At 63.3% G+C, this 17,723-nt stretch carries 14 protein-coding genes and 3 tRNA genes; 6 read left to right on the top strand and 11 right to left on the bottom strand.

Annotation, left to right across the window (positions count from 1 at the left end; genetic code table 11):
- Nucleotides 1-50: 50 nt before the first annotated feature.
- Nucleotides 51-1,733: an ABC transporter substrate-binding protein gene (locus tag ABIB35_RS13825; protein WP_354182303.1), complete on the bottom strand. Its 1,683-nt coding sequence runs from the start codon at nucleotides 1,731-1,733 to the stop codon at nucleotides 51-53.
- A gap of 152 nt (nucleotides 1,734-1,885) precedes the next feature.
- Here ABIB35_RS13825 and ABIB35_RS13820 point away from each other — a divergent pair, with 152 nt between their 5' ends.
- Nucleotides 1,886-3,697, top strand: a complete 1,812-nt coding sequence (locus ABIB35_RS13820; protein ID WP_354182301.1) for a dipeptide ABC transporter ATP-binding protein — start codon at nucleotides 1,886-1,888, stop codon at nucleotides 3,695-3,697.
- A gap of 93 nt (nucleotides 3,698-3,790) precedes the next feature.
- Here ABIB35_RS13820 and ABIB35_RS13815 read toward each other — a convergent pair whose 3' ends face one another.
- The 6 genes from ABIB35_RS13815 to bcp all read right to left on the bottom strand — a co-directional run bounded on the left by ABIB35_RS13815 (nucleotide 3,791) and on the right by bcp (nucleotide 9,392).
- On the bottom strand, nucleotides 3,791-4,735 hold the full coding sequence (locus ABIB35_RS13815) for an ABC transporter permease (RefSeq protein ID WP_354182300.1): 945 nt from the start codon (nucleotides 4,733-4,735) through the stop codon (nucleotides 3,791-3,793).
- Entirely contained in the window at nucleotides 4,732-5,736 is a 1,005-nt protein-coding gene (locus tag ABIB35_RS13810) for an ABC transporter permease (protein WP_354182299.1), read from the bottom strand. Before ABIB35_RS13810 ends, ABIB35_RS13815 begins: the two co-directional genes overlap by 4 nt.
- A gap of 101 nt (nucleotides 5,737-5,837) precedes the next feature.
- Nucleotides 5,838-7,538, bottom strand: coding sequence for an ABC transporter substrate-binding protein (locus tag ABIB35_RS13805; RefSeq protein WP_354182298.1), 1,701 nt, complete (start codon nucleotides 7,536-7,538; stop codon nucleotides 5,838-5,840).
- A gap of 259 nt (nucleotides 7,539-7,797) precedes the next feature.
- The gene (locus ABIB35_RS13800) at nucleotides 7,798-8,493 is read right to left on the bottom strand and encodes a fasciclin domain-containing protein (RefSeq protein ID WP_354182296.1); all 696 of its coding nucleotides are present in this window, start codon (nucleotides 8,491-8,493) and stop codon (nucleotides 7,798-7,800) included.
- 281 nt (nucleotides 8,494-8,774) lie between these two features.
- A tRNA-Leu gene (locus ABIB35_RS13795) sits at nucleotides 8,775-8,856 on the bottom strand.
- Nucleotides 8,857-8,924: 68 nt separating this feature from the next.
- Nucleotides 8,925-9,392, bottom strand: coding sequence for a thioredoxin-dependent thiol peroxidase (gene bcp, locus ABIB35_RS13790; protein ID WP_354182294.1), 468 nt, complete (start codon nucleotides 9,390-9,392; stop codon nucleotides 8,925-8,927).
- Between the two features lie 145 nt (nucleotides 9,393-9,537).
- On the opposite strand from bcp, the gene ABIB35_RS13785 reads away from it, so the two are divergent.
- Nucleotides 9,538-10,113 carry a MarR family winged helix-turn-helix transcriptional regulator gene (locus ABIB35_RS13785; RefSeq protein ID WP_354182292.1) on the top strand — a complete coding sequence of 192 codons (576 nt, stop codon included), beginning with the start codon at nucleotides 9,538-9,540 and terminating at the stop codon, nucleotides 10,111-10,113.
- A 234-nt stretch (nucleotides 10,114-10,347) separates the two neighbouring features.
- Here ABIB35_RS13785 and ABIB35_RS13780 read toward each other — a convergent pair.
- The 3 genes from ABIB35_RS13780 to ABIB35_RS13770 all read right to left on the bottom strand — a co-directional run bounded on the left by ABIB35_RS13780 (nucleotide 10,348) and on the right by ABIB35_RS13770 (nucleotide 11,359).
- Nucleotides 10,348-10,420: transfer RNA gene (locus ABIB35_RS13780), tRNA-Lys, on the bottom strand.
- Between the two features lie 294 nt (nucleotides 10,421-10,714).
- A tRNA-Lys gene (locus tag ABIB35_RS13775) sits at nucleotides 10,715-10,787 on the bottom strand.
- A gap of 104 nt (nucleotides 10,788-10,891) precedes the next feature.
- Nucleotides 10,892-11,359, bottom strand: coding sequence for a hypothetical protein (locus ABIB35_RS13770; RefSeq protein WP_354182291.1), 468 nt, complete (start codon nucleotides 11,357-11,359; stop codon nucleotides 10,892-10,894).
- 130 nt (nucleotides 11,360-11,489) lie between these two features.
- On the opposite strand from ABIB35_RS13770, the gene ABIB35_RS13765 reads away from it, so the two are divergent.
- The gene (locus tag ABIB35_RS13765; RefSeq protein WP_354182290.1) at nucleotides 11,490-12,446 is read left to right on the top strand and encodes a 2-hydroxyacid dehydrogenase; all 957 of its coding nucleotides are present in this window, start codon (nucleotides 11,490-11,492) and stop codon (nucleotides 12,444-12,446) included.
- Nucleotides 12,447-12,485: 39 nt separating this feature from the next.
- Here the strand turns inward: ABIB35_RS13765 and ABIB35_RS13760 are convergent, their stop codons facing one another.
- Nucleotides 12,486-12,926 carry a hypothetical protein gene (locus ABIB35_RS13760; RefSeq protein ID WP_354182288.1) on the bottom strand — a complete coding sequence of 147 codons (441 nt, stop codon included), beginning with the start codon at nucleotides 12,924-12,926 and terminating at the stop codon, nucleotides 12,486-12,488.
- A gap of 159 nt (nucleotides 12,927-13,085) precedes the next feature.
- Between ABIB35_RS13760 and ilvD the strand changes: the two genes are divergently transcribed.
- From ilvD to ilvN, 3 genes are all read left to right on the top strand, one after another.
- On the top strand, nucleotides 13,086-14,789 hold the full coding sequence (ilvD, locus tag ABIB35_RS13755; protein WP_354182287.1) for a dihydroxy-acid dehydratase: 1,704 nt from the start codon (nucleotides 13,086-13,088) through the stop codon (nucleotides 14,787-14,789).
- Nucleotides 14,790-15,243: 454 nt separating this feature from the next.
- Nucleotides 15,244-17,151: an acetolactate synthase large subunit gene (locus ABIB35_RS13750; protein WP_354182285.1), complete on the top strand. Its 1,908-nt coding sequence runs from the start codon at nucleotides 15,244-15,246 to the stop codon at nucleotides 17,149-17,151.
- 4 nt (nucleotides 17,152-17,155) lie between these two features.
- Nucleotides 17,156-17,668: an acetolactate synthase small subunit gene (gene ilvN / locus ABIB35_RS13745; protein WP_354182283.1), complete on the top strand. Its 513-nt coding sequence runs from the start codon at nucleotides 17,156-17,158 to the stop codon at nucleotides 17,666-17,668.
- The last annotated feature ends 55 nt before the right edge of the window (nucleotides 17,669-17,723 follow it).

The following is a 17,723-nucleotide window of genomic DNA, read 5'->3' as shown; positions in this document are numbered from 1 at the left end:
CCCTTACTAAAATCACTTGGAACCGGTAAAGCGGCGTTGGCGCGGACTTGCTACTCGTCCCTGAGCTCAATTCGGTTAAAGACCTCGTTGAGCAGCGGCGAGGTGGGGTAAGCGGCAACCCGCGGTGAAAGTGCCAGTGCGGAGATGGGGAAGGCCAGCGGAACCGCCGGTATGCGGGTGGAAATGCGGTCGGCGATCGCTGTGTAGGCCTCGGTGTGTTCGGGTCCGGACTGCAGCGTGCGGGCACGGTCGATCTTGCTGAGCAGCTGGGTGTCATCGTAGGCGAGCTCTTCGGTGTAGCTGCCAAAGAGAGTGCCGACAAAGTTGTCCGGGTCGTTGTAAGTGCCGCTGATGCCCAGCAAATGCAATGCGCGGTCGCCGCTGGTCTGCACGCTGTGCAGGTAATCATCGGACCACTCCACCGGAACCGGCTTGATGTTCAGGCCCACCGCGGTTAGCTGGCGGCTGAGCTCGGCATAGACCCGTTCAGGCGTGGGCAGGTAGGCACGGGTGACGTGGCGCGGATAGTAGAAGGGAAGCTCAGCGCCGTTGTACCCTGCTTCCTTGAGCAGCTCGACAGCCTGCTCCGGATCGTAGCCGTAACCGGTGACGGAGCCGGAGGTAACGCCGAGTTTCTCCGGCACAAACTGGTTGGCCTGTTTGGAGCCGTTGAGGAAGAGCCCGTCCAGAAGCGCCCCTTTGTCGATGGCGTGGGCAATAGCCTGGCGCATCTTGAGGTCATCCATTCCGGGGAAGGCCTGGTTGATGCCCAGGTACAGCACAGAGTACGGGTCCCTCTGCAGGATCTGCAGGCCGTTGCGGGCCAGATCGTCAACATCCGCAACGGTTACGAGGTCATAGCCGTCCACCTGGCCGCTTTTGAGGGCACGGAGACGGCTTTCGGGGCTGGTCATCGTGGAGAACACCACGGTGGAAATCTGTCCGCGCTCACCCCAATAGTCCGGATTCGCGGTCAGCCGCACTTCGTCATCCACCCAGGACTCCAGCATGAACGGGCCGGTGCCCACCGGATGCAGGGCATAGTCGGAGATTTTTTGGCCGTCCTTTTCCATGCTGAGGGCATCAGCTCGGAACTGGTTCATGGCCTTGGGTGAGGACAGGGCAAATTCCGGCGAAGCCAGCGCCGGAATGAATCCGGTCAGGCGCGTAGCCAATTCGACCCGGACAGTGTACTCATCAACCGCAGTGCAGGATTTGTAGACGGCAAGCTCCGGGCTGTCCGAGTACGCGTTGAAGACGGCCTTGTAGGCAAGGTTGTCCGACCCGCGGGCTGAAACCGGAAGGTTGTACCAGCGGTCAAAATTGGCGCAGACGGCGTCGGCGTTGAACGGTTCCCCGTCATGGAAAGTGATGTTCTTGCGCAGCGAGAACGTGTAGGTGCGCCCGTCCTCCGACTCGGTCCAGCTTTCGGCCAGCAGGGCAGTGGGAGCAGAAGTCAGGGGATCCACGCCAATGAGCCCCTCCATGATCTGGCGGGTGACCCGGTGGCTTTCGGTGTCAGTGGCCAGCGCCGGGTCCAAACCCGACGGGCGGGCGGCAGTGGCGAAGGTGAAGGTGGCGTTCGGAGCTGAGGATGACGCGGACGCGCTGACCGAGGCCGAAGCAGTGGCGTTGCCGTCGGGGGGCGTGGCGGTGCACCCGACGAGGGTCAAAGCGCCAAGCAAGGCACCGGCCCGAAGGAAGGAGCGGCGGCCCATGCCGGAATCTGTCACAGCTGTTGTTCTCCTCCGGGGACGCTCCATTCCTGGTACGCCTGGTTCTGTCTTGATAATTTCCGTGGATTGCCAGTCTAAATGATTTAAAAGTGGCACAGGCCGGTGAGACACGGCTCACAGAGGCGGTTCAAGTAGGGCAGGATAGGGCAATGACTGAAATCAACCTTGATTCACCGCTGCTTGAGGTGACCGATCTCGCGGTTAATTTCCGCACCACCCACGGAGAAGTTCAGGCGGTTAAAAACGCGTCCTTTACTTTGCCGCGCGGGGGAACGCTGGCCATTGTGGGCGAGTCGGGTTCCGGTAAGTCCACTACTGCCATGGCCGTGATCGGTCTGCTGCCGGGCAACGGAGCTGTTGCCGCAGGCAGCATCCGCTTTGACAGCACCGAACTCGTGGGTTTGCCCGAGTCAAAGATGCGTGCCATCCGTGGACGTTCCATCGGCCTGGTGCCGCAGGATCCCATGTCCAACCTGAACCCGGTCACGAAGATCGGCACCCAGGTCGCGGAAACGCTGCTGGTCCACGGCATGGCCACGTCCAAGGATGTGGACCGCAAAGTCATCGAGGTGCTCACCGCCGCCGGCCTGCCGGACGCAGCGGAGCGCGCCAAGCAGTATCCACACGAGTTTTCCGGCGGCATGCGCCAGCGTGCGCTGATCGCCATTGGTCTGGCCTGCCGGCCGCGGCTGCTGATCGCCGATGAACCCACATCGGCGCTGGATGTGACAGTGCAGCGCACCATCCTGGACCAGATCGGGACAATGACCGAGGAACTGGGAACCTCGGTGCTGCTCATTACGCACGACCTTGGGCTGGCAGCCGAACGCGCCTCCGAGCTGGTAGTGATGCACCGGGGCATCGTGGTGGAAGCCGGGCCGGCCCGGCAGCTGCTGGAGGATCCCCAGCACCCCTACACTCAGTCGCTGATCGCCGCTGCTCCCAGCGTTGCGGCGGTTCGCCTGAGCCCGGGCGCCTTCACCGTGCCGGCGGCGCAGCGTCTGAAGCTGGCGGAGGAGAATTATGCGGATCACACGGCCGCGACTGCAGTGCACGACGACGGCTCCGCGACTGACGCAGCCGGGTCACCGGTACAGGATGCCGGGGCAGCCGATACCGCCGTGTCGGGGGCCGCAGCGCCGGAAAATGCCGCAGCGCCGGACAACATTGTGGAGATCCGGGACCTGACTAAGGTCTACAAGATCCGCGGCCGTTCCGAGGACTTCTATGCTGCCCGGAACGTCACGCTGGACATTCCCCGCGGCCGGACCGTGGCCATCGTCGGCGAATCCGGCTCCGGTAAGACCACCACGGCAAGGATGCTGCTCAAACTGGTGGAGCCCACCAGCGGAACCATGACCTTTGACGGGGTGGACGTCGGCTCCCTCGAGAAGGCCAAACTTCGGGACTTCCGGCAGCGCGTGCAGCCGATCTTCCAGGACCCGTATTCATCCCTGGACCCCATGTTCACCATCCAGCGGATCTTGGATGAACCGTTGAAAACCTACAAGCGCGGCTCAAAGAGTGAGCGCTCGGCCCGGGTGCGGGAGCTGATGGACCAGGTGGCGCTGCCGCAGTCGATGCTGGGGCGGTATCCCGCTGAGCTTTCCGGCGGGCAGCGCCAGCGCGTCGCCATTGCACGGGCGCTGGCACTGAAGCCGGAACTGATTGTCTGCGACGAGCCGGTGTCCGCCCTTGATGTGCTAGTTCAGGCCCAGATTCTGAAGCTCCTGGGGGATCTGCAGGCCGAACTGGGACTGAGCTACCTCTTCATCTCGCATGACCTTGCCGTGGTGCGGCTGATCTCGGACTACGTGTGCGTGATGAAGGACGGCGAGCTGGTGGAGGCGGCCACGTCGGAGGAGGTCTTCTCCAACCCGCGCCACCCGTACACCCGGAAACTGCTGGCCTCGATTCCGGGCAACGAACTGAATATCGACGAGGCTGAGCTGGCCTCTTAACGAAGCTGAGCTCGCCTGTTAACAAGGTAAAGAGAAGTGGCGCCCGCCGTTGATGAACCGGGCGGCACTTCTCTTTTGACGTTGCGGAGCCGGTTACTTTTTCCGTGACTTGGGATCCAGGGCTTCGCGCAGGGACTCGCCAAAGAGCGTGAACCCGAGTGCGGTGACCGCGATGCAGATGCCGGGCAGGAAAGCCAGCTGCGGTGCCACCGCCAGCTCCGCCTGGGCGTAGGTGAGCATCCGGCCCCACTCCGCGGTCTGTGGCAGCCCCCCGCCGAGTCCGAGGAAGGACAGCGCAGCGGCGTCGATGACCGCCGTGGCCAGGGTCAGGGTTGCCTGCACAATCACCGGGCCCATGCTGTTGGGCAGCAGATGGCTCATGGTGATGGTGCGCCTGCTTAGTCCCAGGGACTGCGCGGAAAGGATGTAGTCCGCGCTGCGCTGGGAAATCATGGAAGAGCGCAGCAGCCGGGCAAAGATCGGCACCTGGGAAACTCCGATGGCGATCATGATCGCGGTGGAGCTCTGGCCCAGGACGGCGGCAATGCTGACGGCCAGCAGCAGGTTGGGGACCGAGAGCAGGATGTCCACAAAACGCATGATGACGCTGTCCACCCAGCCGCCGAGTCCGCCGGCGATGACGCCTAACAGCATGCCGCCCAACAGGCCCATGGCCGTGGAAACGATGCCGATGATCAGTGACGCGCGGGCACCCCAGATGAGCTTGGACAGCACATCTCCGCCGAAGCGGTCCAAGCCCAGGGGATAGCCCTCAATCTCGCCCGGTCCCGGGATATTGGTGGGGGTGATTTCCGTGCGGCCGGGCAGGTCATCGCCGCCGTAGGGAGCAAGCAGCGGGGCGAAAATGGCCACTAGGATGAACAACCCAACGATGACGGCACCGGTGACAGCCGCCGGGTTGCGGCGCAGCCGGCGGAAGGCGTCCTGCCACATGCCGCTTCCGGTGACAGGCTTGGCGGTGGGCGCACCGTCCGGAAGGACGGATCCTCCCGCTGCGGGGGGCAGAGTTGTACTCATTGGACACGCACCCTTGGATCGATGAAGCCGTAGGACACATCCACCAGCAGGTTGATCAGTGAATATGCCAGGGCAATGAAGATGATGAAGCCTTGCAGGACCGGATAATCGAGGCTGAAGATCGCGTCCCGCAGGAACCTGCCGATGCCGCTGAAGGCGAACACCGTTTCGGTGAGCACCGCCCCGGAAATCAGCAGCCCGGTCTGGAGTCCAATGGTGGTGGCAACCGGCAGCATGGCATTGCGCAGGACAAACCGGCTGCGGATCGTCTTTTCCATCAGGCCCTTGGCCCGGGCAGTCCGGACATAGTCGGCGCCCTGAACCTCCAGGACAGAAGCCCGGGTAATGCGCACAATGATCGCCAGCGGAATGGTACCCAGGGCAATGGCAGGCAGGACCAGGTGCATAATCGCATCCCAGGACGCATCCCATTCCCGGGTCAGCAGCCCGTCCAGCACATAAAAGTCGGTGACGTGGGTGGCGTCTATCCTCGGATCCTGACGCCCGTCGGTGGGGAACCAGTTCAGCTGGATGGCAAACATCCATTTGAGGATGAAAGCCAGGAAGAAGACCGGAACGGTGATGCCAACCAATGAGAGGACCACGGAGGAGTGGTCCCAGAATCGGCCGTAATGCCGGGCCGCAAGATATCCGAGGGGGATGCCGATGCCGATGGCGAAAACCAGTGCCACGAAGGCAAGTTCCAGGGTGGCCGGGAAGCGGGTCCCGAATTCCTCAAGTACCGGGCGTCCGGTGACGGTGGACGTGCCGAAGTCGCCCTGGAGGAGCTTGCCCACATATGTGAAGTACTGCTCAATAAGGGGACGGTCAAAACCGTAGGCCCGGTTGATGTTGGCTATGGCCTCGGGGGTTGCCTTGTCGCCAAGCAGGGCGGTGGCGGGACCGCCGGGCAGGTTGCGGACCCACAGGAAGAGCAGGATTGACAGCCCTATCAGTGTGGGGATCAGCATCAGAAGGCGTTTGCCGATGACTCGTAACACGAGCGTCCTTTCCCAGCTGCTGGGAGCTGGAGGATCTGGATCTGGGGGTGGAAAGAGGCACAGAAGGCCGGGGACCACTGGGGTCCCCGGCCTTCGCTGCGTTACTTGGAGAGCTTGATCTGGTTGAACACTTCGTCATTCACGGGGCTGGCCGGGTAGGACTGAACCCGCTGCGCAAACGCGAGCGACGGCGCCGGGTGGGCCAGCGGGACCGCCGGCACAAACTCGGCGATGTCTTCGTTGATCTGCTCGTAGAGCGGGGTCTGCTCTTCGAGCTTGGAGACCTGGCGTGCATCTTCCAGAGACTTGAAGATTTCCGGGTTGTTGAAGCCGAATTCCGGCTTTTCCTGGCCGAAGAACACGCCCACAAAGTTGTCAGTGTCGTTGTAGTCGCCGGTCCAGCCCAGCAGGTGCAGGCCGTGGTCGTCACTTGCCTGGACCCGGTCGAGGTAGTCCGGGGACCACTTGTTCGGCTGCGGGTTGACCTTGATGCCTACTTCGCCCAGCTGTGCGGTGAGGTTGGTGAAGACCTGCTCCGGGGTGGGCATGTACGGGCGGGAGACGCCGGTGGGGTAGTTGAAGTCCACCGTGAAGCCGTCCGGGTAACCGGCTTCGGCCAGCAGGGCCTTGGCCTTCTCCGGATCGTAGTCGTACGCGGTGACGTCTTCGTTGTACCCGTTGACCACGTCAGGGATGAACTGGGTGGCCACCTTGGTGCCATCGGGGAGGGTCTGGGCCACCAGTGCCTCCTTGTCAATGGCGTAGGAGATGGCCTGACGGACCTTGAGATCAGCCAGTTCCGGTACCTGCTGGTTCATGCCCAGGTACAGGATGGTGAACGGGTCGCGGGGAATCACGTTGAAACCGGCGTCGGCGAGCGACTTGGTATCGGCCGGAGCCACGAGGTCGTAGCCGTCGATGTCACCGGATTCCAGTGCCTGGCGGCGGGCCTGGGGGTCGTCGATGACGCGGAAAATGATGTCCGTGACCTGGGCTTCGTCGTCGCCCCAGTAGTCATCGTTCAGGCCGAGGGTCAGCTGGTTGCCCACATCCCATTTGTCGAACGCGTACGGGCCGGTGCCCGTGGGATGTGCCTTGGCATACTCGGTCAGTTCAGGAGCTTCCTCCGTGCCGGAGGAATTGTTGGCACCGAATTCCTCCATGGCGTCCGGGCTCTGCATGGAGAACGCGGGCAGCGACAGGGCTGCGATAAAGCCGGCGAACGGCTTGTTCAGCGTGATCACTGCTTCGGCGTCCGAAGGCGCCTCACAGGACTTGTAGGTGGCGGTTTCCGGGGAATCGGAGAAGCCCTTGAAGAGCGAACCGTAATAGTAGGCCTGGCTTTCCGCCTGCTGGATGCCGGAGAAGTTGTACCAGCGGTCAAAGTTTGCGCAGACGGCCTCGGCGTTGAAATCGGTTCCGTCGTGGAACTTGACGCCTTCTTCGAGGGCGAAGGTGTAGGTCATGCCGTCTTCGGAGGTTTCCCATGACTTGGCCAGCAGCGGAGCCGGGTCAGCCGTTCCGGGTTCCACGCCAACCAGGCCCTCAAAAATCTGGCGGCTGACACGGAAGGATTCGCCGTCGGACGCGAAAGCGGGGTCCAGCGACTTGGGATCCGACGACGCTGCGAAGACAAAGGTTCCATCAACGTCCGACGACGCCCCGGCGTCGCCCGTTCCCTCTTCGCGCTCGCTCTGGGCGCAGCCCGAGAGAATCAGGGCACTGAGGGCTATCCCTGTGGTGATGGCCGCGGCGCGCCGTTTAGGGCGCGATCCGCTCGTAGTTCGGCCGGCATATGACATGGTCTTACTCCTCTGGGGCGAGAGATACCCGTGCGTGTGGCGGGTGCCGTGTGCGGTGCGTGATGTCTGGAGTGTGTCGTGTGACACAAACGTATGGATCAGAGCCTAAGTGGGTGACTGTGAATCCGGCGGTATTTGGACTCCCGGCGGGGTCACAATTTGGTTACGCAAAAAAACGGGCGCCCCGTGAGGGGCGCCCGCCTTTTATTGTCGGCCGCGAAGGTCGGCGCGGCCTGCCGGCCTGAACCGGAGGATGGAATTACATCGGGGGCATCAGCACCGTATCCAGCAGGTAGACGGTGGCGTTCTTGGTCTGGACGCCGCCGCAGACTACGGCTGAGTCGTTGACCATGAGGCTGTCGCCGGAACCGGTGACCTCAACATCGGCACCGTTGACGGTGGTGTACATGCCCTGAAGCTCATCGGGAGTCACCTGTCCGGGGACCACATGGTAGGTCAGGATGCTGGAGAGCAGGTCCGGATCGGTCTTCAGGGTCTCGATGGTGGCCGGATCCAGCTTGGCAAACGCGTCATCAGTGGGAGCGAAAACCGTGAACTCGGAGCCATTAAGCGTGTCAACGAGGTTCACATCAGGGTTCAACTCGCCGGAAACCGCAGCAGTCAGCGTGGTCAGCATGGGATTGTTCGAGGCAGCCGTGGCTACCGGATCAAGGGACATTCCCTCGATGGAGCCCGCTCCTTCAGGAACAGCAGCGGCATAGTCGGCGCAGCTGCCGCCCACCAGGTTGGCAGCCGGGTCAGCGCTCATGGATTCGCTGGCGTCCGGGCTCATGGACTCCGAGGCCGAGGGGGACATGCTGGATTCTGAGGACATTCCCGAGGACGAGCTATCGGAGGAGGTGTCGGAGGAGTCGGTGCTGCAGGCGGCCATGCCCAGCATGGAAACAGCGGCGATTCCGAGGATGGACATGTTCCGGCGGGTCTTGAAAGCCATTGTTTTTCTCCTTCTGGCGAGGGCCCCGCGCGGCGGGACCTCCTGGTTGGTATGAACACCTCTTGGTGCGAGGTCTCAGAAGGTCTTCGGCCCGGCTCCGGAACCGGATGGGTGCAAGGCTGAAAAAGTTTTGAGCCAGGTCACAGGGCCGCGGGCCGCGCAGGGCATATCCCGGGCAGGACGCATGCATAAAGGGCAAAAGAAAACACCCCGGTCCGAAGACCGGGGTGTTACCTATGTCGCGACTCATCCGTGAACGATGTCTCGACTCATCACAAGGGTGCGCGAGGAGGGACTTGAACCCACACGTCCGAAGACACTGGAACCTAAATCCAGCGCGTCTACCAATTCCGCCACTCGCGCCCGGGATTTACGCTGCTGACCCAATTATTGCGGAAAGCCGTAAAACCAGCCTCCAGTGTACCCGAGGTTTAGGCGAGTCCGAGATCGCGGGACAATTTGGCTACGTGGCCGGTTGCCTTGACGTTGTACTGCGCCAGGGACACTTTACCTTCGGGATCCACTACTACGGTGGAACGGATCAGGCCTTCATAGGTCTTGCCGTAGTTTTTCTTCTCGCCCCAGGCCCCGTAAGCCCCGGCCACGGCATGGTCAGGGTCGGAGAGAAGCGGAAAGTTGAGATGTTCCGCTTCGGCGAATTTCTCCAGTTTGGTTACCGGATCGGGGGAGACACCGACGACGGCGTACCCGGCGTCCTGGAGGCTGTTGAGGTTGTCACGGAAGTCGCAGGCTTCCTTGGTGCACCCGGGAGTTGCAGCTGCAGGGTAGAAGTACACGATGGTGCTGCGGCCGCGGAAGTCCGAAAGCGAGACTGATGCTGAGTCTGTTGCCGGGAGGGTGAAGTCCGGGGCTGTTTCTCCGGGGGACAGGCGGGGCATAGGTCTCTCCTTGGTATCAATGGCGGCTCCGGCAGCGTTACAGCGCGACAGCGCACGGCCTTGTTGGCTATCCTAGTACGTGGTGGATTTGTAGGTTATCCGATCGGCCATCGAATCCTCACCCCGAAAGGAAGAGTTCCGTTTTATGCCCGATATGGAGCACTGGCCCACCGGTCGCCTATTGTCAACAGCGGCACGCCTGGTCGAACACGCCTGGAATGAGAGGCTTGTCCGGATTGGTGTGACCCACGCAGGAGTGATCGCATTGGGAGTCCTGGATTCCCAAGGGCCCATGACACAGGCGCATCTGGCGCAGATTGTCCGCGTCCAGGCGCAAACGATGGGGAAGACCCTCTCTCGGCTCGAAGCGCACGGGCACGTTGTCCGTGTTCGCAATGACTTAGACCGCCGCAGCCACATGGTGTCCATCACGCCGCAGGGTGTTGAAGCTCTGCGTGAGGCGCAGGATATTGAGCGCACGCTTGTCGACGGCGGCGAGCTGATGTCCGAAGAATTGCGCGCCCAGCTGCGCAATGTCATTAGGGAGCTCGGAAACCCGCGCTGGCAGCTTGCGGTGGACGTTCCGGGGCTGCCGATTCCGGTTGTCGCTCCGGAGGAAATCGCAGCCGTCGCTGCGGCGCAGCCGGACACGTCGGCCGAAGCCGCCGATGGCCAGGAAACCGCAGACGGGGAACGGGCGAAAGCTTCGAAAACCGCCTGAGGCTTTGTCCGCAGACCGGGCCTGAGGGTCCTTCAAGAAGCACCCGGAAGGCGCGTCCCATAGGAGGGCGTGCCTTCTGTGTTCCACCGCTTCCTGTAGCGACGGGGCCGTTGCCGCCGGCAAGCTCCGGCACCGGATCCGGCAAAACAAATCTTCGGAACAACAGAAAGCTCCGGGACAGCGAAAGAGCGGCCCTGCCGGTCTTCACCGGGCTGAGCCGCTTTCCTTGATTTGTGCACCCCCCGGGACTTGAACCCGGAACCCTCTGATTAAGAGTCAGATGCTCTGCCAATTGAGCTAGAGGTGCATCTGCTGCGTTGTCTCAGCGCCGGCTAAACCGGCGATTTGTCATCCGCAACGACAAGCAACACTACCAGCCTTTTGTCTCTACCGCGAACGAAGTGGACCTAAAATGCGGAGGTGAGATGCAGGTCATAGAGGGTGCCGGTGTTCCGCTGACAGCCCTCCGGCGCCTACTTTCTGCCTGAATCGGGCCGGCGTCATCTGCAAGCCGGCGGCATCCTTGGGGCGGGCGGAGAACTAAAAAACAAAAAAACCCCGATTCATCCGCGTGATGCCGATGAATCGGGGTTTTTATTTGTGCACCCCCCGGGACTTGAACCCGGAACCCTCTGATTAAGAGTCAGATGCTCTGCCAATTGAGCTAGAGGTGCAGTTTTGTTTTGTCGAACAAGCCGCGCTTTCCGCGTGATTTGCCCTTCGCAACGACATGAAACATTACCAGTACTTCTCCGAAAAAGAAAAATCGGTGCCTACATCACGGGTCCGGGGCGCCGGGACCTGGCTTCCGGTGCGAGCCGGTACCCGGCGGAACCACAAGCTCGAGCGGGCTTCCATCCCAATCTGCACTGTTATCCACCATCCAGGTCCGCGACGGCAACCCCGTATCGCTTGTGGTTTCAGTGGACCCTGGAGTCGGCTCAACCTCATCAGGGACAGCCTCCGCTGAGGTGGCCGTAACGGCATCCTGGGGGACAGGCGTGACCGGCAGGCTCTGACGCCATCCCGGAAGCGCGCTGGCCGATGTTGCCGAAGCCGAGGGCACTGCGGAAACCAGCGGAAGTTCGCCGGTATCGCCGTACGTGGAGCTGACTCTTGCCGCGGGGCCCTTGGCGGCTTGTTCCACAACTCCGTTCCGCCCGAGCCTGCGCAGCAGTTCTGCCGCGGCGCCGAGGGCGGCTACGGAGGCGACTGCCGCACAAACAAGTAGGGACGAACGTTTCACAACTGCCCTTCCGATGGGCCCGCAACCGGCAGGCGGGGACAACACTGGACCGGTCTTCGACGTTACGGCCGGTGCCCAGCCGGTGTCCAGAGGCGCCGACGCGCAGCGGCTCCGGGCTAGGCTGTCCGTCATGACTGAGCTTTTTCGTCCCGTCCGGACCGTTACCGTACCCACCGACGATCTCCTGGCCGCGCTTAGTCCGCTGCCGGAGGGGATCCGCGCCGGTGTTTGGGATTTGGCCGGCGAACCCAAGGGGCTGGAATACGGTGAGATAGACGCCGTCGTCCTGCCGTATGCCTCCAGCGGGAACTGGCGGCAGGCTCTGGAGCGGGTGCCCGCGCTGAAGATGATCCAGTCGCAAACCACTGGGTACGACGGCCTGCTGGAGCTGGCCGGTCCGGACGTCGCCGTCGTCAGCGCAGCGGGCGTCCATGCCGCCGGAACTGCCGAGCTGGCACTGACGCTGATGCTGGCCAGCCTGCGCGGAGTGGACGACGCCGTGCGCAACGCGCAGAGCGGATCGTGGCGCAGCCGGCGTTACCCCGGGCTGGCCGACCGGAAGGTGCTGATGGTGGGGGTGGGCGGAATCGGTGCGGCGATCGCGCGGCGGCTTGAGCCGTTTGAGGTCGAGCTGACCCGGGTCGGCAGCAGGGCTCGCACCGATGAATACGGTGCGGTCCACGGAACCGACGAGCTGGCGGAGCTCGCAGGCACTGCTGAGGTGCTGGTGGTCATCACCCCGCTGAATAAGCAGACGCGGCACCTCATCGGCAGGGAGGTCCTGGCTGCACTGCCGGACGGCGCCCTGGTGGTGAACGTGGCCCGCGGCCCGGTCGTGGACACCGAAGCGCTCACCGCGGAAGTGCTCTCCGGCCGGTTGTACGCGGCGCTTGACGTCGTTGACCCCGAGCCCCTCCCGGCGGACCATCCGCTGTGGCGGGCGCCCCATGCGATCATCACCCCGCACGTCGGGGGAAACACCGAGGCCTTCGTGCCGCGGATCAGGAAGCTGCTGAAGGAGCAGGTGGGCAGGCTGGCCCGCGGCGAGGAACCCGAGAACCTGGTGCGCCGCGGCCCCTGGGCCTAAGGGAACGACGACGACGGGGTCCCGCCGTCGTAGCGCGCGTTAAGCCAGCGTCAGGAAGTGATCAGCGAACGAGCTGAAGTCCTCCAGGTCGGCGGCCTGGTCGATGATCCGGCTGCCCTCGCCGGTTTCCGGTAGCGGAGCAGTTCCCAGCACCTGGAAACGGAAGATGCGGCCGGTGTTTGTGCCCACCTCGAAGTCGCCGGGCTGCACTTCCTCAGTGTGTGAAAGATTGGTTGAATTCACGGCTGTGGGCGCCTCCAGGCCGGCCAGCGTCCCGGGGTGGAAGGGGGCGAACACCAGCTCAGCCGGGCGCCACCGGTAACCCACCACGTAGTAGGTATCGGCCCCGTCCCCGCCGGGTCCGGCGCAGACCAGGTTGTAGTCGCCGTAGTTGGGAATCTGCGATTCGAACACATGCCGGAGCACAGCCTTGATGTCATCGCTGGAGGGCTGTTTGCGGAATTCTGGTGCCGAAGTCATCTTCCCAGTCTATGAACACCGGCCCCGATCGGTGGAAGCCCGCGCGGCAACACCTGTTTGGACATGTACTTGTCACATGCCCTTCACTCGCCGTAACAACAGGGGCGCGCGGCCGTCACATGCCCCGGGGGAGGGGAGGGAAGGTCCTAAGATCGGAACATGAGTGTGGAGAATACCCCTGACATCAAACCCCGAAGCCGAGTAGTCACCGACGGGATCCATGCGGCCCCGGCCCGGGGCATGTTCCGCGCCGTGGGCATGGGCGACGACGATTTCGCCAAGCCGCAGATTGGCGTCGCCAGTTCCTGGAACGAAATCACCCCCTGCAACCTGTCGCTGAACCGTCTGGCCCAGGGCGCCAAGGAAGGCGTCCACGCCGGCGGCGGCTTCCCCATGCAGTTCGGCACCATCTCCGTCTCCGACGGCATTTCCATGGGCCATGAGGGCATGCATTTCTCCCTCGTTTCGCGCGAAGTCATAGCCGACTCGGTGGAAACCGTGATGATGGCCGAGCGCCTGGACGGGTCGATCCTCCTGGCAGGCTGCGACAAGTCCCTTCCCGGCATGCTGATGGCTGCCGCACGCCTGGACCTGTCCAGCGTGTTCCTCTACGCCGGGTCGATCATGCCCGGTTTTGCCAAGATGGAGGACGGCACCGAGCGCGAAGTCACCCTCATTGACGCCTTCGAAGCCGTGGGTGCGTGCGCCGCCGGCAAGATGAGCCTCAAGGACCTGGACACCATCGAACGGGCCATCTGCCCGGGTGAAGGTGCCTGCGGCGGCATGTACACCGCCAACACCATGGCCTGCATCGGCGAGGCCCTGGGCATGTCCCTGCCCGGCTCGGCCGCGCCGCCTTCGGCAGACCGCCGCCGCGACGACTTTGCCCGCAAGTCCGGCGAAGCCGTAGTCAACCTGCTGTGCAAGGGCATCACCGCCCGCGACATCATGACCAAGAAGGCCTTCGAAAACGCCATCGCCGTCACCATGGCCTTCGGCGGCTCCACCAACGCCGTCCTGCACCTGCTGGCCATTGCCCGCGAGGCCGAAGTGGACCTCACACTGGAAGACTTCAACCGCATCGGCGACAAGATCCCGCATCTGGGTGATCTGAAGCCCTTCGGCCGCTACGTGATGTTCGACGTGGACAAGATCGGCGGCGTGCCGGTCATCATGAAGGCACTGCTCGACGCCGGCCTGATCCACGGCGACTGCCTCACCGTCACCGGCAAGACCGTGGCCGAGAACCTCGCCGCCATCAACCCGCCGGATCCGGACGGCAAGGTGTTGCGCGCCATGGACAACCCCATCCATAAGACCGGCGGCATCACCATCCTGCACGGTTCCATGGCTCCCGAGGGTGCCGTGGTGAAGAGCGCCGGCTTCGACGCCGACGTCTTCGAGGGCACCGCCCGCGTCTTCGAGCGTGAGCAGGGCGCCCTGGACGCGCTCGACGCCGGAGCGATCCACGCCGGCGACGTCGTCGTCATCCGCTATGAAGGCCCCAAGGGCGGCCCGGGCATGCGCGAGATGCTCGCCATCACCGGCGCCATTAAGGGCGCCGGTCTGGGCAAGGACGTGCTGCTGCTCACCGACGGCCGGTTCTCCGGCGGCACCACCGGCCTGTGCATCGGCCACGTGGCTCCGGAAGCGGTCGACGGCGGTCCCATCGCCTTCGTGAAGGACGGCGACCGGATCCGCGTGGATATTGCGGCCCGCAGCTTTGACCTGCTGGTGGACCCGGCGGAACTCGAAGCACGGAAGGTCGGCTGGAAGCCGCTGCCGGCCAAGTTCAGCACCGGCGTGCTGGGCAAGTACGCCAAGCTGGTGAACTCGGCCTCCACCGGTGCCTACTGCGGCTGAAAACCCCGTATGAAGCGCGGGGCGCCTGAGCGCCCCGCGCTGCGTTCCACCGGTCGAGTGTAGGAACGATGCGGTTTTCCGGCGGTCTGTGCGGCATCTCTGCGTCACTCGACGGGGGATTCCGGCATCATCACGGCACTCGATCAGAGACAAAGGAGACCTCGCGTCCACTGGCTGGACGGAGTGTCCATATAGTGAGACAGGGAACGTTGCAGTTGACAGTGTCACAGGGTGCGGGAAGACTGAACGGTATGCAGATCGTACCCGTCGTCCTTATCAAGCGCGTGGCCTAACCGCCGAGCTTGCAAGAACGTCACGCGCGAACCCCTACGGAGCCACCCGGCACGAGGGGTTTTTTTATTGGCTTCAGACAAAGCACAAAAGCCGCCCCGGGCTAACCGTCCGGACGGCCGCCGCACAGATCACATGAATCAGTATCCGTAAGGAAGTCTTTATGAGTAAGGGATCGCCAATCAGCCCGTCGCTGATGGCCAACAAAGCCGCCGCGGCTTCCAAGGCAGCCATGGCAAAGACACGTGATGTTGCGTCCTCCGTTTCAGTGCCGTCCGAAGCCGCAGACAATCGCGTTCAGGGCCCCAACCACATTGTTCCTCCCACCGAGATGACCGGTTCCAAGGCCATCGTCCGGGCGCTGGAAGAGCTGGGCGTTGAAGACATCTTCGGCCTCCCGGGCGGCGCGATCCTTCCGACGTATGACCCGCTCATGGACTCCACCAAACTCCGGCACATCCTGGTCCGCCACGAACAGGGTGCCGGACATGCCGCAGAAGGCTACGCCATGGTCACCGGCCGCGCCGGGGTCTGCATCGCCACCTCCGGTCCCGGAGCCACCAACCTGGTCACCGCGATCGCCGACGCCCACATGGACTCGGTTCCCATGGTGGCCATCACCGGCCAGGTCTCCAGCGCCTTCATCGGCACTGACGCGTTTCAGGAAGCGGACATCGTGGGCATCACCATGCCCATCACCAAGCACTCCTACCTGGTCACCAACGCTGATGACATTCCCCGGGTCCTGGCCGAAGCCTTCCACATCGCCACCACGGGACGTCCCGGACCGGTGCTGGTGGACATCTCCAAGGACGCCCAGCAGGCCAAGACGCTGTTCTCCTGGCCGCCCAAGATTGACCTGCCCGGTTACCGGACAGTGGTCCGCGGGCATTCCAAGCAGGTGCGCGAAGCCGCCCGCCTGATCGCGGCCTCGCACCGCCCGGTGTTCTACGTGGGCGGCGGCGTGTTGAAGGCCGATGCCTCGGCGGAACTCCTGGAGCTGGCCGAACTGGTGGGTGCGCCCGTGGTCACCACCCTGCAGGCCCGCGGCGTCTTCCCCGATTCGCACCGCCAGCACGCCGGTATGCCCGGTATGCACGGCTCGGTCTCGGCGGTCACCGCCCTGCAGCAGTCGGACCTGCTCATCACCCTTGGTGCGCGCTTTGATGACCGCGTCACCGGTGTCCTCTCGTCCTTCGCTCCCGGCGCCAAGGTGATCCACGCGGACATCGACCCCGCCGAGATCTCCAAGAACCGCCCGGCTGACGTCCCGATTGTCGGTTCGGTCAAGGAGATCATGCCCGAACTCTCCGACGCCGTCCGTGCCTCATTCGCCGTCGAACGCCCCGATATTTCCCCGTGGTGGGAAATTATCGACCGGCTGCGCGAGACCTACCCCATGGGCTACAGCGAACCCGACGACGGCCACATTGCTCCGCAGAAGGTCATTGAGCGCATCGGTGCGCTCACCGGACCCGAGGGTGTCTACGTGGCGGGCGTGGGCCAGCACCAGATGTGGGCCGCGCAGTTCATCAAATACGAGCGGCCCCGGGCCTGGCTGAATTCCGGCGGACTCGGCACCATGGGCTATTCGGTGCCGGCAGCCATGGGCGCCAAGGTCGGCAACCCGGACCGCGTGGTCTGGTCGATCGACGGCGACGGCTGCTTCCAGATGACCAACCAGGAACTGGCCACCTGTGTGATCAACAAGATCCCGATCAAAGTGGCGATCATCAACAACTCCTCCCTGGGCATGGTGCGGCAGTGGCAGACCCTGTTCTACGAGTCCCGCTACTCCAATACCGACCTGAATACCGGTCATGACACCGTCCATATCCCGGACTTCGTGAAGCTCGCCGATGCCTACGGCTGCGTTGGGCTGCGCTGCGAACGGGAAGAGGACATTGATGACACCATCCGCCAGGCGCTGGCCATCAATGACCGGCCCGTGGTGATCGACTTTGTGGTCAGCCGCGACTCCATGGTCTGGCCGATGGTTCCCACCGGCGTCTCCAATGACCTGATCCAGATTGCCCGCAACATGACACCCACCTGGGAAGAGGAGGACTAGGGCCATGGCACGCCACACCCTTTCCGTACTGGTTGAAGACGTTCCCGGTGTCCTGACCCGGGTTGCGTCCCTGTTTGCCCGCCGGGCATTCAACATCAATTCTTTGGCCGTTGGCCCCTCGGAGGTGCCGGGACTCTCCCGCATCACCGTGGTGGTCGAGGCCGAAGGCGATCTGCTGGAGCAGGTCACCAAACAACTGAACAAGCTCGTCAATGTCATCAAGATTGTTGAGCTGGTTCCCGAGTCTTCCGTGCAACGCGACCACATCTTGGTCAAGGTTCGCGCGGATGCCGCAACCCGGCTGCAGGTAACCCAGGCAGCCGAGCTGTTCCGCTCTTCAGTGGTTGACGTGTCCATCGACTCGCTGATTGTTGAAGCCACAGGCACCGCCGAAAAGCTCAACGCACTCCTTGCAGTGCTTGAACCCTTTGGCATCCGCGAAATAGTCCAATCCGGAACGCTGGCCATCGGCCGCGGCGCCAAGTCCATGGGCGACCGCGCCCTGCGCAGCGCCTAGGCTTCCAACGCCCGTTCCGCACCAAACCTTTATCCAAGAAACTTCAGTAGGAGAA

It is taken from the genome of Arthrobacter sp. UYP6, from assembly GCF_040547315.1.
Lineage (GTDB): Bacteria > Actinomycetota > Actinomycetes > Actinomycetales > Micrococcaceae > Arthrobacter_B.
This window is presented reverse-complemented; position numbering and strand designations above follow the sequence as displayed.